3 protein-coding genes and 1 pseudogene are annotated in these 3,580 nt (G+C 68.7%); 2 read left to right on the top strand and 2 right to left on the bottom strand.

Features of this window, described 5'->3' with window-relative positions; all coding sequences use genetic code 11:
* Window positions 1-1,295 (top strand): annotated as a pseudogene (gene tolB, locus NI18_RS19700) (Tol-Pal system beta propeller repeat protein TolB); the annotation flags it as partial.
* A gap of 52 nt (window positions 1,296-1,347) precedes the next feature.
* Complete coding sequence (pal, locus tag NI18_RS19695; protein WP_031395926.1) at window positions 1,348-1,875, top strand: peptidoglycan-associated lipoprotein Pal; 528 nt, start codon at window positions 1,348-1,350, stop codon at window positions 1,873-1,875.
* A 165-nt stretch (window positions 1,876-2,040) separates the two neighbouring features.
* Here pal and NI18_RS19690 read toward each other — a convergent pair whose 3' ends face one another.
* The gene (locus tag NI18_RS19690) at window positions 2,041-2,967 is read right to left on the bottom strand and encodes a S1/P1 nuclease (RefSeq protein WP_306286548.1); all 927 of its coding nucleotides are present in this window, start codon (window positions 2,965-2,967) and stop codon (window positions 2,041-2,043) included.
* Window positions 2,964-3,580: isoaspartyl peptidase/L-asparaginase (locus NI18_RS19685; protein WP_037532657.1), on the bottom strand; the 617-nt coding region annotated here is incomplete at its 5' end. The genes NI18_RS19685 and NI18_RS19690, both read right to left, overlap by 4 nt.

The following is a 3,580-nucleotide window of genomic DNA, read 5'->3' as shown; positions in this document are numbered from 1 at the left end:
GCGGGGGCGCCGGCGGCCGCGGAGGATCAGTCCGGCGGGCTGGTGGTCGACGTGACGGGCGGGATCTCCGCGCCGATGCCGATCGCGGTGCCGGTGATGCCGACGTCCGCGGTGGTGTCGACGCCGGCGGGGTCGACCGACGTGCTAGGCCGGCAGCTGGCCGATATCGTCACCAACGACCTGCGCAATTCGGGTCTGTTCACGCCGCTCGCCCCCGGGCAGCTGCGCGCGATCGGCTTTCCCGAGGTTACCGCACCAGGGTTCGATTACTGGGGCAGCACGGGTGCGCAGGCGCTGGTGCAGGGCTTCATCCGCGCGAATGGCGACGGGAACCTGACGGTCGGCTGCTATCTGTACGACGTGTCGTCGCGCGCCGAGCTGACCCGGCAGGGGTTCGTCGTGCCGCCGTCGGACTGGCGGCGTGCCGGGCATAAATGCGCGGACATGGTCTATACGCGACTGACCGGCGAGGGCGCCTATTTCGACAGCCGCGTCGTCTATGTCTCGGAAACCGGGCCGAAGAATCGCCGGATCAAGCGGCTGGCGATCATGGACCAGGACGGTGCGAACCACCGGTTCCTGACCAACGGCCAGTCGATCGTGCTGACGCCGCGGTTCGCGCCGAACCAGCAGTCGATCGTGTATATGAGCTATGTGAACAACCGGCCGGCGATCTATGTCTATGACATCGGCACCGGGCGGCAGCGGCTCGTGGTGCAGAATGCCAGCCTGACCTTTGCGCCGCGCTTCTCGCCCGATGGCCGCAACATCCTGTTCTCGATGGCGCAGGGCGGCAATACCGACGTGTACCGCGTGTCGAGCCAGGGCGGCGCGCCGCAGCGGCTGACCAATTCGCCCGGCATCGATACCGGCGGCAGCTATTCGCCCGACGGATCGAAGATCGTGTTCGAGAGCGACCGGTCGGGCGGGCAGCAGATCTATGTCATGAACGCGGACGGATCGAACCAGCAGCGGATCAGTTTCGGCGGCGGGCGCTATGCGACGCCGGTGTGGAGCCCGCGCGGCGACCTGATCGCGTTCACCAAGCTGGGCGGCGGGTTCCGGATCGGGATCATGAGCCGAGCGGCGGGGGCGAGAAGCTGCTGACCAACGACTGGCAGGACGAGGGGCCGAGTTGGTCGCCGAACGGCCGCGTTATCAACTTCTTCCGCTCGGGACGCGGCGGCGGGGGCAAGGCGGATCTGTGGTCCGTCGACCTGACGGGCGTCAACGAGCGCAAGATTCCGACCCCGCTCGACGGGTCGGATCCAGCCTGGGGCCCGCTGCGGCCCTAGACCGATTATGTAATCTATGTTGGAATATGTTCCGACCACGGGAGAAGATGTGATGGCCAAGTTTACGACAACGCTGCTGTGCGCGACCGCGCTGATCGCCGTCGCGGGCTGCGCCAAGAAGCGGCCCGAGACCCTGCCGCCCGCCCCCGTCGATTCGTCGGCGGGCGTCGACCCGACCGGCGGGCTGGCCAATGGCGGCGCGAACGGCGCGATCGTGCCCGGGTCGGACGCCGATTTCCGCCGCTCAGTGCAGAGCAACACGGTCAATTTCGCGCTCGACATGTACGATATCGATCCGACCGCGCGCGCGATCCTCGACAGCCAGGCCGAGTGGCTGGCGCGCAACCCCAATGTCCGGATCACGATCGAGGGGCATTGCGACGAGCGCGGCACGCGCGAGTATAACCTGGCGCTGGGCGACCGGCGGGCCAATTCGGCGAAGAACTACCTCGCGGCGCGCGGCGTGTCGGCGTCGCGGATGACGACGATCAGCTATGGGTCGGAGCGGCCGGTGGCGCAGGGGTCGGACGATGCGGCCTGGGCGGAGAATCGCCGGGCGGTCACGATTGTGCTGAACTGAGGGTTGGGGGCGGGCTCGTGAGGAGCCTTGCCCCGTCCTTCGTCATCCCCGCGGAGGCGGGGATCCAGACGGACTGACGGTCGGGTCTACTCGCGAGGGTAGCCGGTCTGGGTTCCGCCTTCGCGGGAATGACTTTGGGCTGGGGGTATCTCTAGCCTCGTGCCCTCACCCTCCCATGCGCAAGGGCGCATGGGCCCCTCCCTCTCCCCAAGGGGAGAGGGGTTTTAGGTCAGGGCTTTGTCTAGAAGTTTTGCCAGGCGGAGGCCACCTTTGCGGACTTCTTCGCGGGAGACGGGGGCGATGCGGGCGATCGTGGCTTCGTCGAGTTTCACGCGCGGGGGGGACGGGGGCGCAGGCGTCGCCGCCCAGCGCCGACGCATAGGTGACGTCGTGCGCGACCTGCCAGCTTTCGCGGCTCCAGTCGGCGACGGTGCCGGCGGCGATGCGCGCGCGTTCGGCGGCGGGGTAGCGGCGGACGAGCGAGGGCGGCGCGGAGATTGCGCGCTCGGCGAGCGTGCCGTCCCAGACCGAGTGGAGATTGAGCCGGGCGGGGGCGTAGATGCCGTAATCGGTCTTCACGTCGTTGCCGCCCTTGTCATGGCGATCGCCCGCGTGGAGCGGCTGGTGGAGATCGCCGACGAAGTGGATGAGGAAGGCGAGCGCCTGGACGCGATCGTGCGGCGACGTCTTGCGGTCGCGGAGCAGGGTCACGTCGCGGTCGATCTGCGCGGAGACGCAGTCGCCATCCTTGCAGGCAGGCGTCAGGTCGAACGGCGCGCAGACATCGACATTCTGGTAATGCCAGCTGTACGCAAAGCCGAAGCGCGACTTGCCGTCGGCAGTCTTGAGCGGCTTAATGCAATCCGCCCAGACACTTGCCTCTTCGATCGTGCCGGCCGGACATTCGGGGGTGTCGAGCAGCGCTTGCTGCGCGAGGATGCGGCGGATCGCGACCTTCGTGCGCGGCGCGACATTGGCATAGGCGATCTGCGCAACCGTCTCATGCCCATATTCCCAATAAGCGGAGGCGGGGGCGGCGGTCAGCGCGGTCGCGGCGAGGATGCCGAGCGCGGTCAGGGGCTTGCGAATCATGGCTGCTCACTAGCGTAGATGGCGACGCTGCGCGCGCCCTTTGCGGACGCGGTGCCGCGGTACATGCCGGGCGTGGTAAACGACCAGGCCATGCTGCCATCGGGTGCGACGACGATCGCGCCACCGGTGCCGCCGAGCGCGCGGACTTCGGCGAGGACCGCCTCGGTCGCGGTCTGGAGCGGTTCGCCGGTCAGCCGGACGCGCGCGGCGATCTCATGCCCGACGCCGACGCGCAGGAAGAACTCGCCCGAGCCGGTGCACGACACCGCGCAGGCGCGATCGTCGGCGAAAGTGCCGGCACCGATGACGGGCGAATCGCCGATCCGGCCCCAGCGCTTGCCGGTGACGCCGCCGGTCGAGGTGGCGGCGGCGACATGGCCGTGCGTGTCGCAGGCGACCGCGCCGACGGTCCCGTATTTCATGTCGACGTCGAACATGTCGCCGCTCGCCTGAAGCTCGGCGAATTGGCGGCGGCGCTCGTCGGTGGCGAACCAGTCCTGCTCCGCCTGTTCGAGGCCGTGCTCGCGTGAAAACGCGTCCGCGCCGGCACTTGCGAGGAAGACGTGGCGGCCGTCGTCGAGAATCGCGCGGGCGAGGCCGACCGGGCTGCGAG

The organism is Sphingomonas sp. Ant20 (assembly GCF_000783375.1).
Classification (GTDB): Bacteria; Pseudomonadota; Alphaproteobacteria; order Sphingomonadales; family Sphingomonadaceae; genus Sphingomonas; species Sphingomonas aerolata.
This window is presented reverse-complemented; position numbering and strand designations above follow the sequence as displayed.

Excerpts from the sequence above, each read along its gene's own strand:
- NI18_RS19690 (WP_306286548.1), bottom strand. The coding sequence starts at position 2,967 with ATGATTCGCAAGCCCCTGACCGCGCTCGGCATCCTCGCCGCGACCGCG.
- pal (WP_031395926.1), top strand. The coding sequence starts at position 1,348 with ATGGCCAAGTTTACGACAACGCTGCTGTGCGCGACCGCGCTGATCGCC.